General features: G+C 36.8%; 24 protein-coding genes. All 24 read right to left on the reverse strand.

The genetic code is table 11. The annotated features are described in order from the left end of the window. Positions 1-15: 15 nt before the first annotated feature. Positions 16-1,722 (reverse strand): molecular chaperone HscC, encoded by a 1,707-nt coding sequence (locus DYE19_RS06760; protein WP_115323061.1) that lies wholly within the window; start codon positions 1,720-1,722, stop codon positions 16-18. A 397-nt stretch (positions 1,723-2,119) separates the two neighbouring features. Further along, a complete protein-coding gene (locus DYE19_RS06765; RefSeq protein ID WP_115323062.1) occupies positions 2,120-5,266 on the reverse strand; it encodes an autotransporter outer membrane beta-barrel domain-containing protein in 3,147 nt (1,048 codons plus the stop codon). Positions 5,267-5,542: 276 nt separating this feature from the next. After that, positions 5,543-6,703: an ATP-grasp domain-containing protein gene (locus DYE19_RS06770; RefSeq protein WP_115323063.1), complete on the reverse strand. Its 1,161-nt coding sequence runs from the start codon at positions 6,701-6,703 to the stop codon at positions 5,543-5,545. A 9-nt stretch (positions 6,704-6,712) separates the two neighbouring features. Further along, positions 6,713-7,453: an esterase family protein gene (locus DYE19_RS06775; RefSeq protein ID WP_115323064.1), complete on the reverse strand. Its 741-nt coding sequence runs from the start codon at positions 7,451-7,453 to the stop codon at positions 6,713-6,715. Position 7,454: 1 nt separating this feature from the next. Next, positions 7,455-8,279, reverse strand: coding sequence for an alpha/beta hydrolase (locus DYE19_RS06780; RefSeq protein ID WP_115323065.1), 825 nt, complete (start codon positions 8,277-8,279; stop codon positions 7,455-7,457). Positions 8,280-8,408: 129 nt separating this feature from the next. Beyond that, complete coding sequence (locus DYE19_RS06785; protein WP_115323066.1) at positions 8,409-9,020, reverse strand: YfgM family protein; 612 nt, start codon at positions 9,018-9,020, stop codon at positions 8,409-8,411. 18 nt (positions 9,021-9,038) lie between these two features. After that, positions 9,039-10,310: a histidine--tRNA ligase gene (gene hisS / locus DYE19_RS06790; protein ID WP_115323067.1), complete on the reverse strand. Its 1,272-nt coding sequence runs from the start codon at positions 10,308-10,310 to the stop codon at positions 9,039-9,041. 31 nt (positions 10,311-10,341) lie between these two features. Further along, positions 10,342-11,445, reverse strand: a complete 1,104-nt coding sequence (gene ispG / locus DYE19_RS06795; RefSeq protein ID WP_115323068.1) for a flavodoxin-dependent (E)-4-hydroxy-3-methylbut-2-enyl-diphosphate synthase — start codon at positions 11,443-11,445, stop codon at positions 10,342-10,344. A gap of 26 nt (positions 11,446-11,471) precedes the next feature. Then, positions 11,472-12,425 carry a RodZ domain-containing protein gene (locus DYE19_RS06800; RefSeq protein ID WP_115323069.1) on the reverse strand — a complete coding sequence of 318 codons (954 nt, stop codon included), beginning with the start codon at positions 12,423-12,425 and terminating at the stop codon, positions 11,472-11,474. A gap of 114 nt (positions 12,426-12,539) precedes the next feature. After that, positions 12,540-13,091 (reverse strand): type IV pilus biogenesis/stability protein PilW, encoded by a 552-nt coding sequence (gene pilW / locus DYE19_RS06805; RefSeq protein WP_115323070.1) that lies wholly within the window; start codon positions 13,089-13,091, stop codon positions 12,540-12,542. A 35-nt stretch (positions 13,092-13,126) separates the two neighbouring features. Then, complete coding sequence (rlmN, locus tag DYE19_RS06810; protein WP_325065147.1) at positions 13,127-14,221, reverse strand: dual-specificity RNA methyltransferase RlmN; 1,095 nt, start codon at positions 14,219-14,221, stop codon at positions 13,127-13,129. Between the two features lie 337 nt (positions 14,222-14,558). Continuing rightward, entirely contained in the window at positions 14,559-15,812 is a 1,254-nt protein-coding gene (locus DYE19_RS06815) for an AI-2E family transporter (RefSeq protein WP_115323072.1), read from the reverse strand. Then, positions 15,813-16,151, reverse strand: coding sequence for a nitrogen regulatory protein P-II (gene glnB, locus DYE19_RS06820; RefSeq protein ID WP_049215205.1), 339 nt, complete (start codon positions 16,149-16,151; stop codon positions 15,813-15,815). It abuts the gene before it with no gap. A gap of 26 nt (positions 16,152-16,177) precedes the next feature. Further along, a complete protein-coding gene (mog, locus tag DYE19_RS06825) occupies positions 16,178-16,765 on the reverse strand; it encodes a molybdopterin adenylyltransferase (protein ID WP_049215207.1) in 588 nt (195 codons plus the stop codon). 18 nt (positions 16,766-16,783) lie between these two features. Continuing rightward, positions 16,784-17,713 carry a phosphatidate cytidylyltransferase gene (locus tag DYE19_RS06830; protein ID WP_049215208.1) on the reverse strand — a complete coding sequence of 310 codons (930 nt, stop codon included), beginning with the start codon at positions 17,711-17,713 and terminating at the stop codon, positions 16,784-16,786. A gap of 1 nt (position 17,714) precedes the next feature. Next, positions 17,715-18,344 carry a lysophospholipid acyltransferase family protein gene (locus tag DYE19_RS06835; protein WP_115323073.1) on the reverse strand — a complete coding sequence of 210 codons (630 nt, stop codon included), beginning with the start codon at positions 18,342-18,344 and terminating at the stop codon, positions 17,715-17,717. Then, entirely contained in the window at positions 18,334-19,020 is a 687-nt protein-coding gene (locus DYE19_RS06840) for a CDP-alcohol phosphatidyltransferase family protein (protein ID WP_115323074.1), read from the reverse strand. Before DYE19_RS06840 ends, DYE19_RS06835 begins: the two co-directional genes overlap by 11 nt. Positions 19,021-19,035: 15 nt before the next feature. Then, positions 19,036-20,892 (reverse strand): SLC13 family permease, encoded by a 1,857-nt coding sequence (locus DYE19_RS06845; protein ID WP_115323075.1) that lies wholly within the window; start codon positions 20,890-20,892, stop codon positions 19,036-19,038. A gap of 31 nt (positions 20,893-20,923) precedes the next feature. Next, positions 20,924-21,517: a ribonuclease HII gene (rnhB, locus tag DYE19_RS06850; protein WP_049215216.1), complete on the reverse strand. Its 594-nt coding sequence runs from the start codon at positions 21,515-21,517 to the stop codon at positions 20,924-20,926. A gap of 9 nt (positions 21,518-21,526) precedes the next feature. Next, positions 21,527-22,696: a lipid-A-disaccharide synthase gene (lpxB, locus tag DYE19_RS06855; RefSeq protein ID WP_049215218.1), complete on the reverse strand. Its 1,170-nt coding sequence runs from the start codon at positions 22,694-22,696 to the stop codon at positions 21,527-21,529. Positions 22,697-22,772: 76 nt separating this feature from the next. Then, complete coding sequence (gene lpxA, locus DYE19_RS06860) at positions 22,773-23,561, reverse strand: acyl-ACP--UDP-N-acetylglucosamine O-acyltransferase (RefSeq protein ID WP_049215219.1); 789 nt, start codon at positions 23,559-23,561, stop codon at positions 22,773-22,775. 17 nt (positions 23,562-23,578) lie between these two features. Beyond that, positions 23,579-24,037, reverse strand: coding sequence for a 3-hydroxyacyl-ACP dehydratase FabZ (gene fabZ / locus DYE19_RS06865; RefSeq protein ID WP_255313130.1), 459 nt, complete (start codon positions 24,035-24,037; stop codon positions 23,579-23,581). Positions 24,038-24,141: 104 nt separating this feature from the next. Then, positions 24,142-25,170, reverse strand: a complete 1,029-nt coding sequence (gene lpxD, locus DYE19_RS06870) for a UDP-3-O-(3-hydroxymyristoyl)glucosamine N-acyltransferase (protein WP_167409474.1) — start codon at positions 25,168-25,170, stop codon at positions 24,142-24,144. Next, positions 25,170-25,751, reverse strand: coding sequence for an OmpH/Skp family outer membrane protein (locus tag DYE19_RS06875; protein WP_049215223.1), 582 nt, complete (start codon positions 25,749-25,751; stop codon positions 25,170-25,172). The genes lpxD and DYE19_RS06875 overlap by 1 nt, the downstream gene beginning before the upstream one ends. Positions 25,752-25,753 lie beyond the last annotated feature (2 nt).

The raw sequence follows: 25,753 nt of genomic DNA on the forward strand, positions 1-25,753 counted from the left end.
TCACCACCAACTTACTTATAACAACCAGCCACCATCATAACGGGATAGAAATTCACTAAAATGTTTTTGTGCTCGACGAATTTGAATTTCATCTTGGCTATCAAGTACAGCCAAAAAATAGCCCATATGCTCACTGATAATCTGGCGATTTTCACCAAGATATTCTTCATATAGACGTTTTGCTTTTTCCAATAAGTAAACATTTTGTGCTTGATCACGTGGATGTACTTTAAGTGCGGTCAATTTTTGACGAGATTGCTCGATTTCCTCTGCTGTTAAACTTTGTGCATTTTGTTGAAAAATATCCGATACTTGCAAATTTAACTCTTGATTACTAATATCCACTTCCAATAGCCCATTAGAATCATAACTAAAACGCACATCTACTAGCACTTCCCCTGCAGGTTTTGCGGGGACATGGATACTCATTTCACCTAACTGTAAATTTTCTTTTGCTAATGGTGACTCACCTTGCAAAATTTCAAAGTGAATTTGAGTTTGATTATCAAACACGGTACTAAAAGTCTGCACACGAGAAACAGGAACAGGCATGTTACGCTCAATAATAGGGGCAAATTGTCCACCAATATTCCGCCCATCAAACTCTTTCACCGTATTTGTCCCCAAGGAAAAAGGCATCACATCCGTCAGGACAACCTCTTCTACACTGGCATGACGCGCAATTAAAGCCGCTTGTACGGCAGCACCACGAGCAATCGCCTCATCAGGGTGAATACTAGCTTGTGGAATCCGTTGAAACAGCTGACCAATCATATGGCGAACCATTGGCATTCTTGTCGCACCACCTACAAGAATAATGCCATCAATTTGGCTCGGACGTAATTTAGCATCACGTAGCGCTCTTTCTAAAGGTTTACGTAAACGTGCTAATAAACCTTGTGATGCTTGATAAAATTCATCAAAAGTCACTCTCGCAGAATGTTCTCTTTCATCTATCACTAAAGTAATATCAACAAATTTTTCTTGGCTTAATGTACGTTTAGCACTTTCAAATAATTGCCAGAGAGCTTTATTTTCAGTAATTGTCGCGCGCTCTTTTTCTGTCAAGGTTTGACAACGTTGAAGGAAACAATGATAAACAACTTGTACAAAATCCTCACCACCAAGATGATTGTCACCCGCACTCGCCGATACTTGTACCACACCATCAAAATAATCTAGAATTGAAACATCAAATGTACCGCCACCTAAGTCGTAAATCATAAAGCGAGTATCATCTGGCTTTTCTTGTAAATTATACGCTAAGCCTGCCGCAGTAGGTTCATTAAGCAAACGTAATACGTTTAATCCAGCCATTTGTGCCGCGGCTTTCGTCGCTTGGCGCTGAATTGCATTAAAATAAGCTGGTACTGTAATGACAACATCCGTGACTTCTTCGCCTAAAAACGCTTCTGCATCTTCTTTCAAGCTTCTTAAAATCAGCGCCGATAATTCTTCTGCACGAAATTTTCTCTTTCCTAAATAAAAGACTTTATCCGTGCCCATAAAACGTTTAAATGCAGCCGCACTTAAATGAGGGTTAGTTGATAAGCGTTCACGTGCAGGTAAGCCCACTAAAAGAGAGTCGTCATCGCTAACACTAATCACTGACGGCGTTAAATAATGACCTAATCGATTAGGAATTAAACGCGTTTCTCCCTCTATAAATTGTACAATTAAACTATTTGTTGTACCTAAATCAATACCGATTTGTAATGCCATACTAAAACCTGAAAACTATTAAATAATTATTCAAATATAAAATACTATTATTCGATTGGCTTAATAAAGCCCTATTTTTCATACTGCTATCAAAAAACTATAAAAATAAGCAACAGCACAATGCATGCTTGATAAGTTATCTCCGATATCATATTCTCTTTTTCTTGATTCATGATATGTTTTTTCTTTAAGCCTTACGCATATTATATAAAATAAAAAAGCAACATTGTCATACGTTGCTTTTTTTATTTCGTTATCACATTATTGATAGCTTACATCACAAAGTGATCATAAGCCTGATAAACTAACATGGTTAATGAAACCAAAGTTAAAGTTATTAAATTCATTTTTTAGCTTGATAAATAAGAGAGAAATATTCCCCCTTATTTAACATTAATCACCAGTTATATTTTAAGCCTACTCCGCCACGATACCCTTCATGCTTTCTTTCTCCCGTAAAACTACCTTTATAACTTACATCAATATAAACATACACTTTTTGACTAATTGGATGTTGAATACCTAAACCAATATCCCACCAAGTTTTCTCATATTTATCACGTATCTTGTCTTTACCGATCTTGACTGACTTCGCATGATTAAGATCATGTAATAAATTTGCTGTTAAATAGAAAGTTTTTGTCTGAGAATTCTCATAGCCTGCAGGTTGATTATATGCCAGTCTTGCTCCTAAACGACCACGTAAACTATGTATATTACCTTGTTCAACTTGGCGTTGATTATCATTAAAACCTGCCATATCAAGGTATTGATAACTCAATTGAGCTTGTGGTTCAATTAACCAATTAGCTTGGTTTCTCTCATGTTTATTTAATACAAACGGGCGACCTACTTCTGCTGAAACTAGATAACTTGTTCCTTTATTTTTTGCACTATACAATTCACGAGATGTATATTTATTACTCAAAAAAGTCAATTGACCAACTAAGTCAAGATAACTACCGTTCTCTGCATAACGTGTATGATTTATACCAAGTGCCCAGCCTGTTGCTTTCCCTTTACCAGTGTATTTATCTTCTAATATTAATGCATGTTCTGCACGTAAATGATCGAAGAAATCAGCATTTGCTCGTGTATATGCTGCATAAACACCTGTTAAACGATATCCCTTATCATTTGTTCTTTGTAGTGCAAAGTCATAGCCAATTTGAGCACTTAACATATCTGTGTCATAAGCTAAACGTGTTTTACCTTTAGCGTGTAAGTGCGAACCTCTTATACGTCCCCAACTTTGACCTGAAATATCATTACTATAATCCCAATTAAATATTTGGTTTTCTCCACGGCGACTATGTAATGTTCCTACTGTCATATAGCTTTGTTCTAAATTGACTAGAGGCATTTGTGTGTAAGCTGCAACTGTTGAATCTAAAATTGGCTGAGCCGTATTTGCAACTGTTAAAGTCCATACATACTCACGTACCCTTTGACCTCCTGTTGGATCCATTTTATCTACTTCTTTCAACTGTAACTGACCTGCGCCAGTTGTTCTCGCCGTACCAACAAAAGCATGATGTTCACTTTCTATTGGATTATAAATACGGACAATAGGTGCACTATGAGTATTCAAGTCATTTTTTATACTACCAATACTCCCATCAATCAAATCTTGTTGATGTGTATTCACAGTTCTTGCAAAGACTTGTGTTTTTCCAGAAGCAAAGCCTTTTATTTCAAGTAAATCGGATTTCGAGTTAATGCCGTTTTCATCTCCTGGTGTATTCCATAAAGTATTAACTCTTAAAGTAGCACCTGATTTAGCAGTATAATTCCCTTCTAAAGTTAATACATCATTGTGGGAGTTATTATCCATAGTGATAGTACCAGAATTGGTTAACAAGCCATCACTTCTTGTACTGTCACTACTAAGTTTCAAAGTATAATGTGCTTTATCAGCCTCTGTGAGATATTTACCTGCATCCAAGATCGCTTGATTTGATAAAGTTAAGTTATTCACAACAGAAGTCGTAATATCGCCTTTCTTCTTCTTCAAATTCCAAACGGCATTAGTATCTACATTAACATTAAGTTTAGAGGACAGTGCTTTATACATTAATCCTTCAACAACAGCTTTATCGGAGATATCCACATTAAGATCAGATGAAATATTGCGTTGTCCCTGCACTTCAACCAACCATCCTTGTTCTGCTGCACTGGCGAATGATTTTTCTCCAGATAAAGTAAAAGTCGCATTCTTGACATTAAAATTACCATGCGTTAATTGATCTGAAAATCGACCTTGTTGACCAAAACTCTGGTCTCTTACTCTTTCTGCTTTAACTTTAATTAATGAGTCTGTTACAGATGTAGTCGTCAAAATAGTATTTTTGAGCTTCACACTATTATCTGTATTATTTTCATTACGAGAGGTTTCTATTCTTCCTGCAAACGTTACATCCGCAAATGTTTTATAGTCCTGTGTGTCAAATACAATAGCAGAATTACCTGACTTAATTTCAGATGCTTGATCTGTTTTTTCTCCTGTAATTTCAAACTTAGAGTTTTGTCCAAAAAGACGAACCGCTGCTGATTCTTTTGTCATTGTAGTATCGACTATAAGCTTACCATGAGAAATGACACTGGCACCTTTTTCACCTGTTTCAACACTTTTCTCGATTGGCTTACCAATTTTGATCCCTGCAGAGTTAATACCATTTGCTTTTACGCTAATTGTCGTATCACCATTAAATACTGCTTTCGACCCATTTCCGGAAATATACACTCCAACTAAATAGTCGCCTGCTTTAGCTGTACTACTATCTGTCACATTAATATTTAACTTACCATTTGAAATAAATTCAGGTGTTGCACCATTTTTTCTATAAATCTTCAACCCTGATAGTTGATGACCAAAAATAACTTTTGCTGTTATAGGAAAAACTAAAACAGACTTCGTAACAGTTTTACTCCCCTGTACAGTATTGACAGTATTAGTAACACTAATATCAGCATTATCTACAATTAGCCGAGCATATTTACCATTTTCTCCACCTTGAGAATCATAGCCTAATGCCACACCATAAGAGGCGTTACTATCTGGTGTTCCATTATCTTTATCTTCTTCACTAGCTAAGGTGACGTCCACATTCAAATCTTTAATCCGACTATTAGAATCACCACGAATAATCATACCTTTTGGTCGAGAATGCTTTACTGATGCTTCAGGTGTGATCATAATCGACAGCTTATCTTCTGTTACGAGACTACCATTTGTCACATCAATGCGTGTTTCATTATCACCATTCGCCTTGACATTAAAACTCATATCACCCTTGAGCGTTGCAACAGCACCGTTATTAATATTGAAGAAACTATTATTTAGAGTTTGATCATACTTTTTCCCTGTGACTTCTCCTGTCGTAGATATGGTAATAGGTAAGTTATTCGTTGCATTTACTATGCTCGATGCTGCCAATAAAATCATTCCACCACCAGCTATTTTACCTGCTCGTTTAGATAATTCTGAACATGCTACATAACTTTGTTTTACTGCACACCATTTAGATTTAAAAATTCGATTCATACTTAAATATCCTCTTTTTCCAACCACTATTCCAATAATATATATAAATTTAATTTTTTATGAAATATAGATATTTTTATCATCTTAAAGATCATTTATCAATCAAAATGATTGATTTTTAAACAAAAAATAATATTTATAATATGATTTATGCCATACTGGCTAATTAAAAAGAGGAAGGGAGTTAGGAAGCGAATTACTAATAGTATAATCTTAAATAAAAAGAATACTCAAAAATAACAATGCCCAAAAATATTTGGGCATTCTATTTTAATTTCAAGCACGTAAATAAATTGCTTGCATAACTTCATTGGCTAATGTTTGGCTCTCTGCTTTAACAATATAAACAACATCTCCTTGTAAATCAGCAAAAGCTCTTGGTGTTTCAAGTTTTGCGATAATATATTGCCCATATTTTTGATAAAGCTCCTGCTCAGAATAAGAATAATGAATATCGTAACGCCTTGATTGAGCAACACAGACTGTTTCATCGAATACAACCACTTTTTCTTGATTACCTAATACAGCCTTACCATATTCTTTATATAAGTCAATTTGATATGCCATATTATAGATATCCAGAATATAAGAACCTGGTGGACGATTATTGTATTCAATCACAACATATTCATCATTTGGTAATCTAAAAAACTCCAAATGGAAAAAACGCTCTTTCATACCAAAAGCTTGTGTAATAGCTTTACCATATTTTCTTAACTTTTCATCTGGCGCTTTAACAACATAATAACCAATATCATGTTCTCTCTTAAATAACTCCATTGGACTAATGGTATAAACTAAACTCGTTTCAAATAGAATATTTCCATACTGATCTAATAAGCCATCATATGTAATAATATCCCCTTCGACAAAAGGCTCTAAAAAATAATCCAATCCTTGCCATTGCTGTTTAAACGCAATAACATCCTGTTTTGATGCCAATTTAAATGTACCGCCTGCGCCTACACCAATATCAGGCTTCGCAATCAATGGTAATCCTAACTTTTTCACTGCATTATCAAGTTCTTTTTCCGTCCTAACTAATGCACCTTCTACAACAGGCACAGGGATAGACTGAAAAATTTTCTTCATCTCTGACTTGCGCTTTGTTTTTAACAAGTCATCTGATTTCAAACCAACAACATTAAACTGCTCTCGCAACAATACATCATTGTTGAGCCAATGTTCATTCTGCGATTCGATACGATCAATCGGACCATGTTTATAAAATAAAAAAGCGACAGCTCTTTTTACTTCATCAATATCTTCAAGATTATTGACTCTAAAATATTCAGTTAAAGAAGCACGTAAATTTTCAGGTAACTGCTCATAAGGCTCTTGCCCTATTCCCAATACATTGATACCTAACTCATGCATTTTGATAGAAAATGTTTGGAAATTAGGTGGATAATAAGGTGACATGACGATGTAATTCATAGAACACTCCTAAAAGTGAAGTTTACTTAAGAAATAAGGCATTTGGATACGCCACCAATCCCAATCATGCGCAACATCATGCCCCCAAATATCGAACCATGCAGGAATATGCTTCGCAGCAAATGCTTTTTGTAATTCATAAAATGAAGGCAAGCCATCTTGTTCCCAAGCACCAAGACCTGTACAAATAATAATATCCGCCTCACGATATTGATTTAAAAACCACTCATCTTGCTGTAACCACACATTTTGGCTAGGAGAATTCCGATAGACTAGTGAGTCATCACCATAATCACCAACAAAATAACGTACATCATAGACACCACTTAAAGCAATGACTTTGCTGAATACATCAGGATGTTGTAAAAAGGCATTTACTGCATGAAAACCACCCATGCTACATCCTGTCGCCATCATTGAGTCAAAAAATTGCGTATGATGTTTAATAAAAGGAATGGCTTCTTCAATTAAGTATTTTTCATAAGCAGTATGCATTTGAGCACGATCATGAGGTGATTTCCAATTGGCTAACCAGCTTTCACTATCCACGCTCGATAAAGTAAAAAACTGCACTTTACCCTGATTAATAAAATCCCGACAAGCGTCAATCATACCAAAATCAGCGTATTCATTATGTGTGCCACCCGAACTGGGAAAAACTAAAATAGGTAGACCTGTATGACCATAGCGATTTAACTTCATCTCTCTCTGGAGATGACCACTATAGTGGCTTAAATGTTCAAAATGCATATTACCAATCCTTACTTAAAAAAGATAAACAATCTGGAAGATGTTGTGCCCATTGTGTTTCTGAATGAATACCGTTTGCAATAATTTCAAGCTTTATTTGATCTATTGGCATTCCTTTTTTTAATAAAGTTTGATAATAACTTAATGATGCATCAATATACAATTGCTTTATATTATCTGTCGTAAACTGACTATCTGTATCATCACCTTCTTGTGTCCCTACTTGAATATAAATCTTTTGGCTAAAATCTAAATCACGGCTATCAAAATAAATTTGAAAGTCTTTTGGTGTTAGCCAGCTAGCAGATGAGAAAATACCTAAACGTCCAATATAACTTGCGTACTCTACCCCCATAAACTGAGTAATATTGCCACCTAATGAGCTACCTATCATTGCAGTATACTCTTTCTGGGGTTTAGTACGATACGTGCTATTTATAAAGGGTATAACAACCTGAATAATAAAATCTGCATACTCTTTACCTTTTCCACCAATATTATCTTTTCCTGAATAGACATTTGAATCAAATTGCCAAGTAGAATATTCATTTACTCTATTAGCACCATCATTATCAATGCCAACTATAATCATATCGGCTAACTCAACATTATTTTTAACTAAAGGAATTGTCTTCCATGAGTGTGCACTAAAAGACTCTTTACTATAAAACACATTTTGTCCATCATGCATATAAACAACTGGATAATATTGACTTAAATTTAGTGCATAATTTTTTGGCAATAACACGCGAATGCGTCTAGAAAGAGATTGATAAGGAACGGAAAGTTGATGGTGTTCAAGAGGTAAATAAAACTGCATGTCCATTTTTTATTAATTTATTCTTACAATACAAAAAATGGCAATATAGCATAAAAACAGTACAAAATGTGAATGGGATTTTATCTCATAAAAAATCCCCAAAAAAATTTGGGGATTTTTTCAACATAATGAAAACTACAAATTATTCAACCGCACTTGTAGCCATTGTGCCTCTAAATTAGACGCATGCTGTAAAGCTTGTTCATAACTAGCTTTTGCCGCAACTTTATCACCTTTCGCCAATAAAATATCACCAGTTAATAAACTTTTTCGGCTATCCCAACTTGTTTCTTTCACTAGCTTCAAACTTTCTAGCGCAGCATCAAATGCTTGTTGTTGAAATTGTACTGAGGCTAGACGTAGAGCACTAATTGAAGATAGTGTTTGATCCGTGGATTGTGCTAATGCTTGCTTCAACGATTGCTCTGCTTGGACAAAATCTTTCTTTTCAACCTCTAATTTTGCCTTTTCCAATAAAGCTAAAACAGCATAACTTGTTTTATGATTCGCCTGTACAAATTGGTCAATTTGCGCACTTTTAGTTGCAATATCTTGTGAACTATAAACCACCTGCTCATAAAGTGATGACATTTGTTGAGTCTTATTGATTTGATAACTTTGCCAATAATTCCAACCAAACACCCCCGCAAAGGCAACAACAACTGAAGCAATTAGGGTTTTATAATTTTCTGCCCACCACGCCTTAATTTCATTTAGCTCTTGTTCTTCTTCTGGTGTATAAGCCATTTTATTCTTTCCTCTTGCTTAAAAATGATTCTTAATGTAATCAACAACATCAACCAATGCAAGTGTTTGTTGTTCTGTGCCACTGAGTAAATCCTTCACTACAACTTGCTGGTTTTGCACTTCACTTTCCCCAATGACTAATGCTAGTGTCGCCCCGCTTTTATCTGCACGTTTAAATTGCTTTTTAAAGTTGCCACCGCTGCAATGTAACATTGTACGTAAATGTGGTAATGCTGTACGAATTGTTTCAGCTAATTGAAAAGCTGCTAGTGTTGTCCCTTCACCTTGATACACGAGATAAATATCTACTGCTTTTGGTAGTTCAATTGCTGCATTGACCTCTTGAACTAATAAAACCAAACGTTCTAAGCCCATTGCAAAACCAACGCCACAAGCAGCATGACCACCGAGCTGTTCGACCAAACCATCATAACGCCCACCACCACAAACCGTGCCTTGTGCACCTAATGCAGAAGTCACCCATTCGAATACAGTTTTATTATAATAATCAAGGCCACGAACTAACTTTGGATTTATTTCATATTGAATACCCACAGCATCAAGTAGGCTACATAATTGAGTAAAGTGCTCACGACTCTCGTCATCTAAATAATCTAATAATTTAGGCGCATCATTTAGTACTTCTTGCAATGCTTGATTTTTAGTGTCCAGAATCCGTAATGGATTTTTTTCTAAACGTTCTTTTTCTTCATCGCTGAGTAAATCAACATATTGTTGTAAAAATACCACTAATGCTGAACGATAATTTTTACGGGCTTCTAATGAGCCAATAGAGTTTAGCTGCAAAGTAACATGCTCAGAAATCCCCAACTCACGCCATAACCGTGCTGTCAAGATAATTAACTCCGCATCAATTTCTGGATTAGCGATACCAAACACTTCAACGCCCGCTTGATGGAATTGGCGATAACGTCCCTTTTGAGGGCGCTCATGGCGAAACATTGGTCCCATATACCATAAGCGTTGTTCATTATTATAAATCCAACCATGTTCAATAGCTGCACGCACACAACCTGCCGTTCCTTCTGGACGTAAAGTCAGCTGTTCATCATTATCCCAAAACGTATACATTTCTTTAGACACGACATCAGTTACTTCACCAATCGCACGCGCAAATAAAGGTGTACTTTCTACAATAGGCATACGAACTTCGGAATAACCATAATTTTGTAAAACTGACCGCACTTTTCCTTCTACCCATTGCCATAATGGGCTTTCAGTCGGTGAACAGTCATTCATACCACGAATTGCTTGAATTGTTTTTGCCACAATAATATGTCCTACTTTTTCTCTTGTTATTTTAAATAATCCTATTTTTTGGATCTTGTGCGGCAACACGCGCACGAATTTTCGCTTCTAATTGGTTTATCAAATCATCATTATCAAAACGTTCTTTTTGACGTTCACCATCTAAATAGTAACCACTTTTCTTATTACCGCCTGTCACACCTAAATCAGAGACGAGAGCCTCACCTGGTCCATTTACCACACAACCGATAATGGATACATCCATTGGTGTAGTAATATCTTCAAGACGCTGCTCTAGTGCATTTACAGTACCAATAACATCAAATTCTTGACGTGAGCAAGTAGGACAAGCAATAAAGTTGATACCACGTGAACGTATTCTGAGCGATTTCAAAATATCAAAACCAACTTTGATCTCCTCTACTGGATCTGCTGCTAATGATACACGTAAAGTATCACCTATGCCCTCAGCTAAAAGCATACCTAACCCAACCGCACTTTTTACTGCACCAGCACGTGCACCACCAGCTTCTGTAATTCCTAAGTGTAATGGTTGTTTAATTGCTTTTGCTAATAAACGATAAGATTCAACTGCTAAAAAAACATCCGAGGCTTTAACACTCACCTTAAATTGATCAAAGTTTAAGCGATCCAAAATCTCAACATGACGTAATGCAGATTCTAATAATGCCTCTGGTGTTGGTTCGCCATACTTTTCTTGTAAATCTTTTTCAAGGGAGCCAGCATTTACACCAATACGAATAGGGATATTATTATCACGAGCACAATCTACTACTGCTCGAATACGATCCTCTCGACCGATATTACCTGGATTAATACGTAAACAATCCACTCCATACTCAGCGACTTTTAATGCAATACGATAATCAAAATGAATATCGGCTACTAAAGGTACATTCACTTGTTGCTTAATCAATTTAAATGCTTCAGCCGCATCCATCGTTGGTACCGAAACACGTACAATATCTGCTCCAACACGTTCAAGGGCTTTAATTTGTGCAACAGTTGCCTCTACATCAGTTGTACGAGTATTTGTCATCGACTGTACTGCAATAGGAGCATCACCACCAATAGGCACACTACCGACATAAATTTTGCTTGATTCTCTGCGTTTAATAGTTGGTTTTGCTAACATTTTGCTTTGCTACCCTATGTTCCACATTATTGCAATTGTGGTAATTTAAATCTTGCTACTCGCCCATCTACTTTTAAAGGATAGACTTCTCCTTTATAAGTAATCTTCACATGGCTTGGTGCACCAATAATAAGCGAATAAGTAATATTATCATTAAAGCTTAATGTATCGCCCTCTTTATATTCTTTTTGTGCAAGCACTTTACCTTGCTCATTTTGCACACTAATCCAACAAGGACCTGTTACCTCAATATAAAGTTCATTTTGCTCTGTTAAAATAAGCTCATTATCTACGATAGTCTTATCTGCTTTTTCATCTAATTTATCCATTTCTGCTTTTAACACACCAGCAGACGTGATTGGTTGAATATCTTGTGTGTTATCTACAGGCATACTCACTGAGTGCATAGGAGTTTCTATTGAGGAAATTGCTACTGTTTCTGAGCCAATCTCTACAGGGGGGCTAGCTGAAATAGCAGAAGTTGTAGTTGTATAACTTTCAATAGGGAACGCTTTTGGTGTAGTTTCAACATAACTCTGCACTAAATTATCACGTTCAGCATTAGATTGTTTGTAGTTTTCCCACCACCAAAGACCCGTCATCCCAGCAACAACTAGGAGCACTAATAGGCTTAGCCAACCAATCCAATGGTTATGTGAGGAATAATGATTAACAGCTCTAGTAGCTCGTGCATTTTTACCTAAATCATTTTTATAATCTTCACCAAAACGGGCATGAACCCAGACTGACTCTGGTAGTTTCAAAAATTTTGCATAACTGCGCACGTAGCCTTTCATAAAAGCGGCAGGAATAGCACTTTGTACTAATTCATTATTTTCAATTAATTGTAGAATCGAGGGTTTAAGTGCAATTTTTTTAGACACGTCTTCAAGAGATAGATTGAGGGCCTCACGAGCTTGACGAAATTGCTCACCGAGAGTCGGTTCGTTAGGTCCAATATTATTTGTCGCAGTATTCATTTAGCACCATCGAGTTATACAAAATTCAAAAGGTAAAGTTTAAAGTTGTAAGATGCCTTTTGCAATAGTAATTATATAGATAACTATACCTAATCTAGGTTTTTAGAAAATTTACTAATTGTATGCTAATAAACGAAGAAGTCTTTGTGCTCTAGCCGCATCAATTTTTGCTAATAACAGTAAATTATGTTGATAACGTTCACTATCTTTTGCAGAAAACGCACAGAGGATTAAATTTTCATAAGTATCTGCTTGTTGATAATAATGTTTTATGTTTAAAGCATCATGGAATTGCTTATAAGCTTGCTCAAACGCGCCTTGTTTACACAAAAAAACACCATAATTATTCAATACATCACCTTGCTGATGATCTAAGTTAATCGCATTTAAATAGGATTGGTTCGCTAACTCAAATGCACCTTGTTCCTGATAAAAATACGCTAACGCAGAATGTACTAAATAATAATGAGGTGCATAAGACAATGCTTTATCGAAATTGAGCTTAGCTTGTGTAAATTGATGTTCGGCTAGATAACCTAATCCTAGTTCAATACGTGCTTTTGCTGCCAACTGCTTATTAAATACTGTTGTATATGTTTGAGAAACACAGGCAAAAAGAAAAAGAGAAAAAACATTTACTATCCATAATTTAAAATTGCGAGTCATTTTTTCTCCTTTTATATTTTGATACGTTGACTTACTTAGTGATTACGTACCTCAATTTCTTGTCCAAATTGCTTTTTCTGCGCAGTACGTTTCGTGCGGTCAATCACATCACCCGCTAACTGACCACAAGCCGCATCAATATCATCACCACGAGTCTTACGTACAATCACTGTAAAACCATATTCCATTAATGTTTTTTGGAAACGGTCAATGCGCGTATTTGAGCTTTTCGCATAAGGTGCTTGTGGAAACGGATTCCACGGGATTAAATTGATCTTACAAGGTGTATTTTTCAATACTTGTGCAAGCTGATGTGCGTGTTCAACAGAATCATTCACGTGATCTAACATCACATATTCAATCGTCACTTTGCCGTGGTTTGCATTAGAAACACTGAGATAACGATTTACAGAATCAATTAATGTTTTGATATTATATTTTTTATTGATAGGTACAATTTCATCACGTAGCTCATCATTTGGTGCATGTAACGAAATAGCCAATGCGACATCAATCATTTCACTTAATTTATCTAAAGCAGGGACAACACCCGAAGTTGAAAGTGTGACACGACGTTTTGATAAACCATAAGCAAAATCATCAAGCATAATTTCCATTGCCGGCACTACGTTTGCCACGTTTAACAGCGGCTCTCCCATTCCCATCATGACCACGTTAGTGATTGGTCGCACACCTGTCACACCAAAGTTACCAATGATTTTTGATGCCCGCCATACCTGACCGATAATTTCAGATACCGTTAAGTTGCGGTTAAAACCTTGTTGTGCTGTTGAACAGAAAGTGCAAGCTAGCGCACAGCCCACTTGTGAAGATACACATAATGTCGCACGATCCGCTTCTGGAATATATACGGTTTCCACTTGCTGATCGCCCACTTGCATTGCCCATTTGATCGTACCATCCGCAGAGCGTTGTTCCACCGCCACTTCTGGTGCTTTAATTTCAGCAACTTGTTTTAATTTATCTCTTAACTTTTTGTTAATATTAGTCATATTGTCGAAGTTATCTTCGCCAAAATGATAAATCCATTTTACTAATTGATCGGCACGAAAAGGTTTTTCACCCAACTCTTTGAAAAACTCACGCATTTGTTGGCGCGTTAAGTTCATTAAATTGATTTTTTTCGCTGGTCCTGCAGACACATCAACAGTGTTTACTGCATTTTCAGCACAAGTTTGTTGTTCTAACATAAAGCCTCGTTGTTACACATTGCGGCATTGATAATCGCCTCTAAAAAATGAGTTGCGATTGTACAGAGTTAGTACGCATTAATCTAGCAATTTCGCCAAACTCTGTAAAAAAACACCGCACTTTTTTGCGATCTCGATCGAGAAAGAAAAAAGTGCGGTAAGTTTTTTATGAGTATTAAAACTCTTTTTAAACTGACCGCACTTTTATGCTGATTTTGATTATCAAATTGAAATTCAATTCTCACTTAAAATAGTGTTATTTTTGATCTGCGGCTTTGGCGATGGCTTGGATTTCCGCTTCGATTTCGGCTTTTGCTTCAGCGATAACACCTGCGATGGCTTCGTTTTTCGCTTCTTCTTTTGCGGTGGCGATCGCTTCTGCGATTTCTTCCGCGTTTTCTTCCCATTCAGCTTGCTCTTTCATTCGCTCAGCAGCTTCTTGTTTCGCATCGATAATTTCCCGATTAATATCTTTTACATCACCTAATAAAATTGCATATTTAACTGTTTCAGGGCTCGCTTCAAGGGCAATTTTTAGTACCATTGTAAGTGGTACAGAAAGCAACATTCCTACTGTACCCAACAACCAGCCCCAGAATAACAAAGAAAGGAAAACCACAAGAGTAGATAAACCTAACGTACGCCCCATCATTTTAGGCTCAAGAATATTACCCACAATCATATTGATTGCTCCAACGCCAATAGCAACACCTAATCCAGTAGGAAAACCATTGAGTAGTAAGGCTTGCACAACGATGGGTACTGCAGCAATGATTGAGCCGATATTGGGAATATAATTTAAGATAAAACTTAGGGTTGCCCATAAAATCGCATATTGTACATCAGTGAGTTCAAGTAGAATATAAACACAAATCCCTGTTAATAAACTAGTTAAAGTTTTTACTCCCAGATAACTAATCACACCTTGTAAAATACGGTTGATATGATGTTCTTCACGATGAATATTCCGTACATCAGAGCTAAAAACTAGCGCTAATTTATGTTTTGCAAATGGTGCCTCACTTAACATAAAAATAACAACTAGAAATAATACAAATACATTAGTTACAACCCCTGAAAAACTCAGTAATGTACTACTCACTAAATTCATAATGACACTAGGATCCATATATTCCATTGCTCGCTCAACAGAAAGATCCAAAGGAATATTCCATTTCTTGGCTAAAATAATGACACTGGCAATACGTTCGGATAATAAAAGACGATATTGTGGAATAGATTGTGTAAATTCTCGTGCAGTACTATTAATCAAACCTAATAAGAAGAAAAACACAAATAAAATCATAATGAGAAGCAATGTAATCGCCAACCAATGAGGTACTTTTCTATTCGTCATAAATCGAATAATAGGAGAACAAATAATGGCGATAAAAAGTGATAATAAGAACGGGATCGCAATTTCACTAGCAACTTTCACCCCTGCTAAAATAATCACAATTGATGCTAAAGCAACTAATACTTTTAAGATCGGAGAATCCACTTTGATCATTTAAATTGCATCCTCATTTTCTTCACCAGTACGGATACGGATAACACGCTCAACATCATAAACAAAAATCTTGCCGTCACCAATTTTGCCAGTTTGTGCAGTTTCAATGATCGCTTCAATGCATTGTTCAACTTGCTCATCTGGCACGATGATTTCCATTTTCACTTTTGGCAGGAAATCTACCATATATTCTGCACCACGATATAGCTCAGTATGCCCTTTTTGCCGACCAAAACCACGCACTTCGGTGACTGTCATTCCCGTAATACCAATATCTGACAAACTTTCACGCACATCATCAAGTTTGAAAGGTTTAATAATTGCTTCGATTTTTTTCATAAAACTTTCCTATTTCTGACCGCACTTTAGTAGCTTTCACGGCGTGCCGATTTCGGTCTAAAACTTTCAATCACTTCGGGTTTAGTATCAATATAAATGCCATCAATCAGTTGTAAACAATAAGGTACAGCGCTAAAAATGCCTTTCACAATCACTTTACCATGCTCATCTTTGACCCCTTCCAACGTTTCCTTAATTGCTTTAGGTTGACCTGGTAAATTTAAAATCAAACTATTTTTGCGAATAACTCCCGCTTGGCGTGACAAAATTGCAGTTGGTACAAAATGTAAGCTAACTTGACGCATTTGCTCCCCAAAACCTGGCATTTCACGATCCGCTACGGCTAAAGTTGCATCAGGGGTTACATCACGTTTTGCTGGACCTGTTCCACCTGTTGTCAAGACTAAATGACAATGGCAGTCATCTACTAACTCACATAAAGTTTTTTCAATTTGTTCTTGCTCATCTGGAATCAAACGTGTTTCAACCTCGAATGGCTCACATAATGCCTTGGCTAACCATGACTGTAATTCTGGGATCCCTTGATCTTGATAAACCCCTTGCGAGGCACGATCAGACACTGAAACTAAACCAATCTTTAAAAGTGCGGTCATTTTTCCCTCTTTTTATCATTAAACCCAATAATATCTGACAACATGAAAAAAAATTGGTGCAGCAAAACATAGGCTATCCATCCTATCTAACATTCCTCCATGCCCACTAATCATGTTCCCCCAATCCTTGACTCCCATACTGCGTTTAATCGCAGACATAACCAGCCCGCCTAAAAAGCCCATCAAGCAAATTAATAAGCTAATTAAGATAGCTTGAATAGGCGTAAACGGTGTTAACCAATATAGTAATCCACCTAGAATTGATGCACTAATCACACCGCCAACAAAGCCTTCGACTGTTTTTGATGGTGATAATGTTGGAGCAATTTTATGTTTACCAAACAATTTGCCCCAAACATATTGCAGCACATCACTTGCTTGTACGACTAAGATTAAGAAAATCATCAGTAACAAATGCTTACCTTCAAAGCCTGCAATGTCTAACGTTAAAATAGCGGGAATATGTGAAATACAAAAAACAGAAATCATAATCGCCCACTGTACTTTAGTTGAGCGATCTAAGAAATGTGATGCATCGCCTAACAACGCAGATAAAATCGGTAAAAATAGGAACGCATAGACAGGAATAAAAATAGTAAACATACTAAACCAATCAATCGCGATAAAATAATATTGCACAGGCAATATCACATAAAAACACGCAGCTAACGCAAGATGATCACCACGACGAATATAAATCAAAGAGAGGAACTCACGTAATGCCATAAAAGAAATTAAGAAAAATAAAGCAATGACACCATAAAAACCCATAAAAGCGGCAGTAAAAATGATTAAAATCATTACCCACCATGCATTAATACGTGCATTGAGATTATCAATCACAGTATGTGGTGTTGAAAAGCCTACTTTCCATTTAAGTGCATAGCCAATAGATGATGCAATAATAAGTGTAAAAATTAATCCCCAGAAGAGTTGCCACATTTCCATTTTATTCTCCTTTATGCTTTGGGTTTAATGCTAACAAGGCTTTTTCTGCACGCATTAAAAAATCGCCCTTTTCCTCACCTTGTTGATAACATAATGGTTCACCCAAATATAAATCACACAACAATGGAATAGGTAGCATAAAACCTTTTGGTAACACATTATGCATATTACTAATCCAAACAGGTATCAGTTCTAAATCAGGATTCTGTTTAGCAACATGATATAATCCACTTTTAAACGGTTGTAGCTGGACATCATCATCGGTTTTACGGGTGCCCTCAGGGAAAATAATCAACGAACTTTCTTGCAGTACTTCACTGATCTTATCTGTAATCGCTTTAGGATCATTACCACCACGCTCGATCAATAACATATTAAATACTTTCTCAGCTAAGAAGCGACGTACTTTGCCTTTACTCCAGTAATCAGCTCCTGCAACAGGTCGCGTATTTTTACGCACCTCATAGGGTAGAGATACCCACAATAAAATAAAATCGCCATGACTATTATGATTGGCATAATACAAACGATTTTTACCGTTTGTTTGTTGTGAGATATTTTTTTGCGCTCGAACCCCTGTAATAAAAGAAGTAAAGCGACAGAGAATAAAATCGATAAGTTTAGCGAGCATTGTCTTCTCCTTGTTGTATACTAGTTGGCGTATCAAATGCAGCCGCTTTTTGAAGATTGTCTGCTGAGTTAAATCGAGGTAGCTCAGCTAATCCACTTCGAACACGTTTCACACAAGTTAGTACGAGCAATACAATCACACCCCAAGCTACCCAATATAACCAATCAGGTAATTGTGGTAAAAAAGTATACACTAAACCAAGTAGTCCAAATAAAAAAGCTCGGTCACTTTTACCTAACGGGCCATCATAACGACGTGTTTGTCCCTGAACTTGCCCTAACACACCACAAAATTCAGTGAGCGCAGCCAACCAAATAATCAAACCAATTAATAGAGGATCGAAAGGTGCAATGAGTGCAAATGGCAAATATAACGCAGCATCAGAAACCACATCCGTTACTTCATTTAAATAACCACCCAAACGTGATTTTTGATTAAACTCACGTGCCAGCATGCCATCAATCGCATTCAATGCCATTCGTACGAATAACCAAATTGGGATCAAAATAAACAACCAATGTACCGAAGCTAGGGTGCTTAATAAGATCCCTAACACGACTGAAATAGCGCAAGCAAGCAAAGTCACTTGATTAGCCGTCACACCTCGATTTGCTAATTTAACTACTGAAGGGCGCAGTATATTTTGAAATTTTGGCTTTAAATCATAAATACTCATTTTTCCCTCCTCTACTTAGAACGGAAACAATAAAGGAATTAAAAATACACTCACTACCATCACTAATAAAGTAAAAGGCACCCCAACTTTAACAAAGTCTGCAAACTTATAGCCACCTGGACCAAGCACCATTGTATTGACAGGCGAGGAAACGGGGGTCATAAATGCCGCAGAGGCCGCTACAGCAATAATCATAGCAAATGGCATAGGTGAAACCTGTAATTGATGGGCAATCGTAATTGCAATAGGCGCCATTAAAATAGCAGTTGCAGTATTAGAAATAAATAAACTCACTGCAGCACAAAGCAAGAATAAGCTGACTAACACAGCATGTAATCCCAATCCGCCTACCGCCTCTAGCATTAATTTTACAGCTAAATCTACCCCACCCGTTTTTTGTAAAGCAATAGAAAATGGCATCATGCCGACAATGAGGACTAAGCTAGACCAATGAATAGATTCATAAGCACTTTTACCATCAACACAACGAAAATAACCTAGCATTAAACAAGCAATCAACGCAGCAATCACATTGGGGACAACGCCTGTTACCATCAATACGACCATTGTCAAAATTGAAAATACTGCATGTGGTGCTTGGCTTGCAGCAGGTACAGCCCGTTCTATTTCTAACGGATAATTGAGAACATAAAAATCTTTAGTATGATGTTGCATTTGCTCAATCGCCTTCCAATCACCAACTACTAAAATTAGATCACCTAAAGAATAGCTTACTTCAGAAAAATTCCCCGTAAGTACTTCACCATCACGTTTTACACCAACAACATTTAAACCAAATTGTGAACGGAAACGTAATTCTGCAGTCGTCTTACCAATACAATCCGAATCAGGCACTAAGGTAATTTCGGCCATGCCAATAGATTTTGCTTGCTGAGAAAAATTCTGTGTTCTAATTTCAGCCATTTCTAACTGGTTTTCTTGACAAAATTGTTCAAGATCGAGATCTGGATCACTAATATCCATCAATAAAATATCTTTCTCACGCACTTCAGATGTCCCTAATGCGGCAATAAAACTTGGTCTGAAGCGTTTCCAACGCTCAATTGCTAGGACGTTTAAGCCATAACTAGAACGTAAATGCAATTCATCTAAGGTTTTACCAATAAATACAGAGCCTTTTTTGACCACAAGACGTTTGGTCCGCTCACGCAAGCCATATTCATCAATCAGATCGTTCATAGAACGTCTACTTGTATCTTTTGTTGTAGTTTCATTAGGTTCAGTGAGCCAACGACGTGCCACTAACATATACAAAATCCCCATAGTAAGTACAACTAACCCTATAGGCGTAAAATCAAAAAATTTAAAACGAAACTCTGTATTACGGATTAATTCAGCATTGACTACAAGATTAGGCGCTGTAGCAATTAAAGTCATCATGCCACTAATAAGACCTGCCACACTCAGCGGCATCATAAGACGTTTTGGAGAAATGTTCATTTGCTGACAAATGACTAATACCACAGGAATGAAAATGGCAACAATTCCTGTTGAGCTCATAAATGACCCTAAAATTGCAACAGCCAACATCAATAAAATCAGTACTTTCGTTTCATTATTGTTAGAGGCTTTCAATAGCCACTCACTTACTTGGTAAGCAATTCCTGTTCGTACTATCCCTTCTCCAACAATAAACAACAACGCAATTAAAATGACATTTGGATCACTAAAGCCTGCTAGTACTTCATTAACTGTCAAAATCCCACTTAAGGAAAATGCAACTATCACTAGTAAAGCAACCACATCCATACGGATTTTATTACGTACAAATAATATAATGGCACCCAATAAAAGTGCTAATACCCAGAATAATGGGCTTCCCCATAGTTCATTTTGCAAGCTGAGATCCACGATGCACTCCCCTAGTTAACTTGTTGATTAATTATACATTATCGAATAGTTTTCGCACAGGGGCAAAGCTACGTCTATGCTGAGGTAAAGGCCCAAATTCCGCAAGTTTTTCTAAATGCAATTTGGTTGGATAACCTTTATGTTGTGCAAACGCATATTGTGGATATTGTTGATCGAGTTCTTTCATCTCCTGATCTCTCGCAACTTTAGCCAAAATTGAAGCAGCACTGATTTCTGCCACAAGACTATCACCTTTCACAATGGCTTGTGCTGGTATTTCTAAATTTGGTACACGATTACCATCAACTAAAACCAAGTGTGGTGAAATTTTTAAATTTTCTACCGCTCTTTGCATCGCTAGCATCGTAGCATGTAAAATATTCAGCTCATCAATTTCCTCAGGCTCTGCACGCCCTAAGCTCCAAGCCAGTGCTTTTTGTTTAATTTCCTCTGCTAACAATAAGCGTTTTTTTTCAGATAACTTCTTGGAATCTTTTAATCCCTCGATTCGCTTATTAGGATCTAAAATAACAGCAGCTGTAACTACTGGACCAACAAGAGGACCTCGCCCTACCTCATCAACACCTGCAATTAACTCAACTCCCACAGGGTATTTAAATTCCATACTACTTCCTTATTCTGCTAATAAATCTACTACTGCCTGAGCTGCTTGTTGATCTGCATCACATTGAATCAACTTATGTAAATCAATAAAGCGCTGGATTAGCTGATGACGTTGTTGCAATGCACTTGCTTCCTGACTTAAATAGATAGAAAGCTTTTCAGCTAATTTCTCAGGAGTGCAATCTTCTTGAATTAATTCAGGTACAAGCATTTCATTGGCTAATAAGTTAGGCAGCGAAACATATTCTGTTTTAACTAAACGTCTAGCAAGAAAATAAGTTGTGCTTTTCATCCGATATCCAACAACCATTGGTGATTTACATAACATCGCTTCTAGAGCAGCAGTTCCAGAAGCAAGTAACGTTGCCTCTGCTACTATCATAGCTTGACGGGCTTTACCATCTAGCAAAATGACATCCAGTTCTGGCGCCACTTGTGATTTAATCTGTTCAAATTGCTGACGACGTTTAGTGTTTACTAAGGGGATCAAAAACTGTAAATCTGGATACAGCTGTTTTAATTGCTGAGCAGCTTGTAAGAAAGGGGCTGTTAAGAAATCGACTTCTGAACGACGACTACCGACTAAGATCGCAACATAACGTTGTTTCTCGTCTAACTGTAAGAATTCACAAGCTTCATAGCGACTTGGCTTCAATGCAATTGCATCTGCCATAGTATGGCCAATAAAACGACAAGGTACATCAAAATTATCATAAAATGCTTTCTCAAAAGGTAAAAAAGCCAATACTAAATTAGTCGCTTTCGCTATTTTATAAATACGATTTTGTCTCCACGCCCAAACTGATGGGCTAACATAATGAATAGTTTTAATTCCCTGCTGCTTTAATTTTAATTCAACATCAATATTAAAATCGGGTGCATCAATACCAATAAAAATATCAGGTTTCTCGACTAACATCGTTTGAATTAACTGGCGACGAATTTTTAATAAACGAGGCAAATGTTTTACAACTTCGGCGAGCCCCATTACTGAAAGCTCTTCCATATCAACTAAAGTTTCACACCCTTCAGCTAACATATGCTGTCCAGCAATACCAATAAAACGGGCATTAGGATAATGAATTTTTAAACTACGAATGAGTCCCGCGCCAAGAATATCACCAGATACTTCACCTGCCACAATTGCAATAGTTGGATTTGATTTTTTTAATGGTTCCATATTCAGATCCTAAATAAAAAATAACCGCACTTTTAACCTGAAAAAGTGCGGTCGATTTTTGTAAAATTTTAGTGAATTAACGAATAATTCCACGTGTTGAACGTTTGAAAAATTCAACAAAGAAACTAATTGCCGATTCTTTCGCCGCTACTTGTTCAATTTCAGGTAACACTTCTTCTAATGTCTTACCACTGCGGTAAATTAATTTATATACATTACGAACAGCATGTAATGTCGGTTTATCAAATCCCCGACGTTTTAACCCTTCAATATTGACGCCAAATGGTTTTGCATGATTCCCTTGTGCCATCACATAAGGAGGAACATCTTGACTCACCATTGAGCCACCACCTAGCATTACATGGGCACCTATAATGACAAATTGATGAATAGCTGACATCCCGCCTACAATAACAAAATCATCCAATTCAACATGACCCGCAAGAGTAGCATTATTCGCTAAAATACAACGATTTTTAATCCGACAGTCATGTGCGACATGTACATTTACCATTAATAAATTATCATCGCCAATAATAGTGACACCACCACCTTGAATTGTACCACGGTGAATAGTCACGCTCTCACGAATACGGTTACGATTACCGATAATCGTTCTTGTTGGTTCGCCTTGATATTTTAAGTCTTGGTTAGTATCGCCAATACTTGCAAATTGAAAAATTTGGTTATCATAACCGATTTTAGTAATGCCTTTAACGACAACATGAGAATGTAAAACTGTTCCGCGACCAATCTCAACATCTGCACCAACGATACAGAAAGGACCGATAACAACATCTTCACCAATTTTAGCGCCATCTTCAACAATAGCTGTTGGATGAATTTTTGCTGTTGAATGGATCATTCTTGACTCCTTATTTATTATGCTGGGCGGCGAGCACACATTAATTCAGCTTCACAGACAACTTGCCCATCCACTGTAGCAACACCTGTAAAACGTGTTACTCCACGACGCTCTTTTACAAAGTGAACCTCTAAAATCATTTGATCACCTGGTAAAACTGGGCGTTTAAAACGCGCATTATCAATTGCCGCAAAGTAATATAATTCATTTTCTAATTTACGATGCGTAATACAAGCTAGCACCCCTGTCGCTTGTGCCATTGCTTCTAAAATAAGTACACCAGGGAAAATCGGCTGTTCAGGGAAATGCCCCGTAAAACAAGGCTCATTTACACTCACATTTTTTACTGCTTTTAACCACTTACCTGCTTCATAATCTATTACACGATCCACAAGTAAGAACGGATAACGATGTGGCAGTAAGGTCATAATTTCATTTGCTTCAATGGTTTTTACTACAGTATTTTCAGTTGTCACAATAGTACCTTTAATTAAAAATAAAATGATAAAAATAGCTGAATTATACGGTATTTAACCGCCCAATACAAAACGAACCGCAAAAAAGTGCGGTTCGTTTTACGTTACTTCTTCTCAAATTGCTTTTCTAAGGCTTTCAGACGTTTATTTATACCATCTATTCCTAAAGTCAATGCAGCTGTTTTGCGCCATTCTTTATTTGTTTGTAAAGGAATTCCTGAAGAATAAACACCAGGTTCAGTAATAGGCCTCATCACCATTCCCATTCCAGTAATTGTGACTTGATCACAAATTTCCATATGCCCATTTATTACACTAGCACCACCGATCAAACAATAACGCCCAACAGTCAAACTACCTGCCATAATCACACCACCTGCAACTGCAGTACCCGTTCCAATATGTACGTTATGTGCAATTTGGCATAAATTATCAATAATTACATTATCTTCAATGACTGTCGCATCAAGAGCACCACGATCAATACAAGTACAGGCACCAATTTCAACATGGTTGCCAATAATCACTTGACCAACTTGCGGAATCTTAATCCAACGCCCTCGATCATTTGCATAACCAAAACCATCACTACCAATGACAGCTCCTGATTGAATTAAACAATGTTGTCCAATTTCAACATCATGGTAAACACTGACATTTGCCCAAAGCTGAGTATGTGCACCAATTTTAGTATTTTTACCAATAAAACAGTTTGCACCAATTACTACGTTATCGCCTAGTTCAACGTTCTCTTCAATCACTGCATTTGCGCCAATTGATACGTTGTCTCCTAATATCGCAGTCTCAGAGATAACAGCGGTTGGAGCGATATTTGAAGCTGCCTTTGGCGTTTTATCCATATATTGTGCTAAAACAGCATAAGCAACATAAGGATCTTTAACAATTAACAAATTACTCTCTTCTGCACAAAATTCAACATCTGCCTCTGAAACGACTAAAACAGCTGCTTTTGACTCAGACAATAATGTACGAAATTTCGCGTTGGAAATAAAAGTAAGTTGCTTATCACTCGCTTTATCTAAAGGTGCAATACTTTCAACAACAACATCGGCGTTACCACGAATGGTAGCGCCGATTTGTTGTGCTAATTCTTGTATAGAATAGACTCGCATTATTTAGCCTGTGTTGCAGGAATCGCTTTTAAAACATCTTCAGTAATATTTTTTGCATCATCTGCAAATACTACTGCGCTTTCATTTAACACTAATGTGAATTTTTTCTCTTTAGCAACATTATTTACTGCTGTTTGAATACTATTGACTAATTTTGTAGTTTCCTCACGCTCACGTTTTGCGTAATCTTCTTGATACTTATTCACTTCTTCATCATGAGCAACAACAAGTTTGTTGATTGCTTCTTGTTCAGCGGTTCCTAACTTATTGATCTCATCTTCACGTTTTTTAATATCTGCACTACGTAATTTTGGAGCCTCTTTTTGTAAAGCAGCAATTTTTGCTTCTACTTTTTTCTGTGATGCAGCAATTTTTTCATCTACTTGCTTTTTATTTTCTGCAAGTTTCTCCACTCTTTCTTTAAACTCAGATTCTAATTTCTCAGCAACCATTTTACGGTCAGGGTGATTTTGGAATAAATAATCCCCGCTTACAAACGCAATATTCTCACTTGCTAAAGCTAAAGAAGAAGTAAATGCTAAAGCTAAAGAAAGTGCGGTTACTTTTAATGTTTTTTTCATTG

Origin of the sequence: Pasteurella canis (assembly GCF_900454865.1) — a bacterium.
Classification (GTDB): Bacteria; Pseudomonadota; Gammaproteobacteria; order Enterobacterales; family Pasteurellaceae; genus Pasteurella; species Pasteurella canis.

Excerpts from the sequence above, each read along its gene's own strand:
- DYE19_RS06760 (WP_115323061.1), bottom strand. The coding sequence starts at position 1,722 with ATGGCATTACAAATCGGTATTGATTTAGGTACAACAAATAGTTTAATT.
- DYE19_RS06765 (WP_115323062.1), bottom strand. The coding sequence starts at position 5,266 with ATGAATCGAATTTTTAAATCTAAATGGTGTGCAGTAAAACAAAGTTAT.
- DYE19_RS06770 (WP_115323063.1), bottom strand. The coding sequence starts at position 6,703 with ATGAATTACATCGTCATGTCACCTTATTATCCACCTAATTTCCAAACA.
- DYE19_RS06775 (WP_115323064.1), bottom strand. The coding sequence starts at position 7,453 with ATGCATTTTGAACATTTAAGCCACTATAGTGGTCATCTCCAGAGAGAG.
- DYE19_RS06780 (WP_115323065.1), bottom strand. The coding sequence starts at position 8,279 with ATGGACATGCAGTTTTATTTACCTCTTGAACACCATCAACTTTCCGTT.
- DYE19_RS06785 (WP_115323066.1), bottom strand. The coding sequence starts at position 9,020 with ATGGCTTATACACCAGAAGAAGAACAAGAGCTAAATGAAATTAAGGCG.
- ispG (WP_115323068.1), bottom strand. The coding sequence starts at position 11,445 with ATGTTAGCAAAACCAACTATTAAACGCAGAGAATCAAGCAAAATTTAT.
- DYE19_RS06800 (WP_115323069.1), bottom strand. The coding sequence starts at position 12,425 with ATGAATACTGCGACAAATAATATTGGACCTAACGAACCGACTCTCGGT.
- pilW (WP_115323070.1), bottom strand. The coding sequence starts at position 13,091 with ATGACTCGCAATTTTAAATTATGGATAGTAAATGTTTTTTCTCTTTTT.
- rlmN (WP_325065147.1), bottom strand. The coding sequence starts at position 14,221 with ATGAACTTAACGCGCCAACAAATGCGTGAGTTTTTCAAAGAGTTGGGT.
- DYE19_RS06815 (WP_115323072.1), bottom strand. The coding sequence starts at position 15,812 with ATGATCAAAGTGGATTCTCCGATCTTAAAAGTATTAGTTGCTTTAGCA.
- glnB (WP_049215205.1), bottom strand. The coding sequence starts at position 16,151 with ATGAAAAAAATCGAAGCAATTATTAAACCTTTCAAACTTGATGATGTG.
- mog (WP_049215207.1), bottom strand. The coding sequence starts at position 16,765 with ATGACCGCACTTTTAAAGATTGGTTTAGTTTCAGTGTCTGATCGTGCC.
- DYE19_RS06830 (WP_049215208.1), bottom strand. The coding sequence starts at position 17,713 with ATGGAAATGTGGCAACTCTTCTGGGGATTAATTTTTACACTTATTATT.
- DYE19_RS06835 (WP_115323073.1), bottom strand. The coding sequence starts at position 18,344 with ATGCTCGCTAAACTTATCGATTTTATTCTCTGTCGCTTTACTTCTTTT.
- DYE19_RS06840 (WP_115323074.1), bottom strand. The coding sequence starts at position 19,020 with ATGAGTATTTATGATTTAAAGCCAAAATTTCAAAATATACTGCGCCCT.
- rnhB (WP_049215216.1), bottom strand. The coding sequence starts at position 21,517 with ATGGAATTTAAATACCCTGTGGGAGTTGAGTTAATTGCAGGTGTTGAT.
- lpxB (WP_049215218.1), bottom strand. The coding sequence starts at position 22,696 with ATGGAACCATTAAAAAAATCAAATCCAACTATTGCAATTGTGGCAGGT.
- lpxA (WP_049215219.1), bottom strand. The coding sequence starts at position 23,561 with ATGATCCATTCAACAGCAAAAATTCATCCAACAGCTATTGTTGAAGAT.
- lpxD (WP_167409474.1), bottom strand. The coding sequence starts at position 25,170 with ATGCGAGTCTATTCTATACAAGAATTAGCACAACAAATCGGCGCTACC.
- DYE19_RS06875 (WP_049215223.1), bottom strand. The coding sequence starts at position 25,751 with ATGAAAAAAACATTAAAAGTAACCGCACTTTCTTTAGCTTTAGCATTT.